1 protein-coding gene and 2 pseudogenes are annotated in these 1,218 nt (G+C 64.1%); all 3 read right to left on the reverse strand.

Features of this window, described 5'->3' with window-relative positions:
• Positions 1-571 (reverse strand): AMP-binding protein (locus ASE07_RS30325; protein ID WP_235548669.1); only part of this gene is annotated, 571 nt, incomplete at both ends.
• A 1-nt stretch (position 572) separates the two neighbouring features.
• Positions 573-828: pseudogene (locus ASE07_RS30330) on the reverse strand (AMP-binding protein); the annotation flags it as partial.
• A 64-nt stretch (positions 829-892) separates the two neighbouring features.
• A pseudogene (locus ASE07_RS30335) lies at positions 893-1,215 on the reverse strand (AMP-binding protein); the annotation flags it as partial.
• Between the last annotated feature and the right edge of the window lie 3 nt (positions 1,216-1,218).

The raw sequence follows: 1,218 nt of genomic DNA on the forward strand, positions 1-1,218 counted from the left end.
GGGCAGCACAGCTTGCAGACTGACACGCAGCGCTTCAGTATCGAGTTGCGCCTCCGCCGTCAGATAGGCGACCAGGCGCATATCGCCGGGCCGGTCTTCTCGCGCCAGTACTACCGCTTCGCGTACACCATCCTGCTCCAGCAGCTTCGCTTCAATTTCACCGAGCTCAATGCGGAAACCACGCAGCTTGACCTGATCGTCGTTGCGGCCCAGGAACTCGATACTGCCATCCTTCAGGTGGCGGCCCAGGTCGCCGGTTTTGTACATCCGGGCACCCGGCTCGCTGTTGAACGGGTCGGCCACGAAGCGCTCGGCTGTCAGTTCATCGCGGTTCAGATAGCCGCGCGCCACCTGCACCCCGCCAATGTGGAGTTCGCCCGCCACGCCCTGCGGCACCGGCTGACCATGCGCGTCGAGCAAATAAATCCGGGTGTTGGCAATTGGATGGCCGATCGGGATGTTGTCCGGCAGCTCCTCCCCGCGGCATTCCCAGGCAGTCACTTCCACCGCCGCTTCGGTCGGCCCGTACAGGTTGATCAGCTGCGCCTGCGGCAAGACCTGCCGGCACTGGNCGCTGTTTTTCCAGTGCGCACTGTCCCACCAGACCTTCGCCCGGACGGTGTCCGGCAGCTCCTCCCCGCGGCATTCCCAGGCAGTCACTTCCACCGCCGCTTCGGTCGGCCCGTACAGGTTGATCAGCTGCGCCTGCGGCAAGACCTGCCGGCACTGGCGCGCCAGCGCACCCGGCAACGCTTCGCCGCTGCACACGATGCGGCGCAGGCTGGTACAGGTTTTAGCGTCCGGATGGGCAAGGAAACTCTGCAGCATCGATGGCACAAAGTGCAGCACCGTGATGGCTTGCTCGCGCACCACCCGTACCAGGTAGGCCGGNTTAGCGTCCGGATGGGCAAGGAAACTCTGCAGCATCGATGGCACAAAGTGCAGCACCGTGATGGCTTGCTCGCGCACCACCCGTACCAGGTAGGCCGGGTCCTTGTGCCCGCCCGCGCGCGCCATCACCAGTCTGGCGCCATTGAGCAGCGGCCAGAAGAATTCCCACACCGACACGTCGAAACTGAACGGCGTCTTCTGCAGCAGCGCCTCTTCACTCGTCAGGCAGTAAGCATCCTGCATCCACAGCAGCCGGTTGACCACAGACCGGTGCTCGTTCATCACGCCCTTGGGCTGGCCGGTCGAACCGGACGTGTAGATCACGTA

The sequence above is a fragment of the Noviherbaspirillum sp. Root189 genome (genome assembly GCF_001428545.1).
Taxonomy (GTDB): Bacteria; Pseudomonadota; Gammaproteobacteria; order Burkholderiales; family Burkholderiaceae_D; genus Noviherbaspirillum.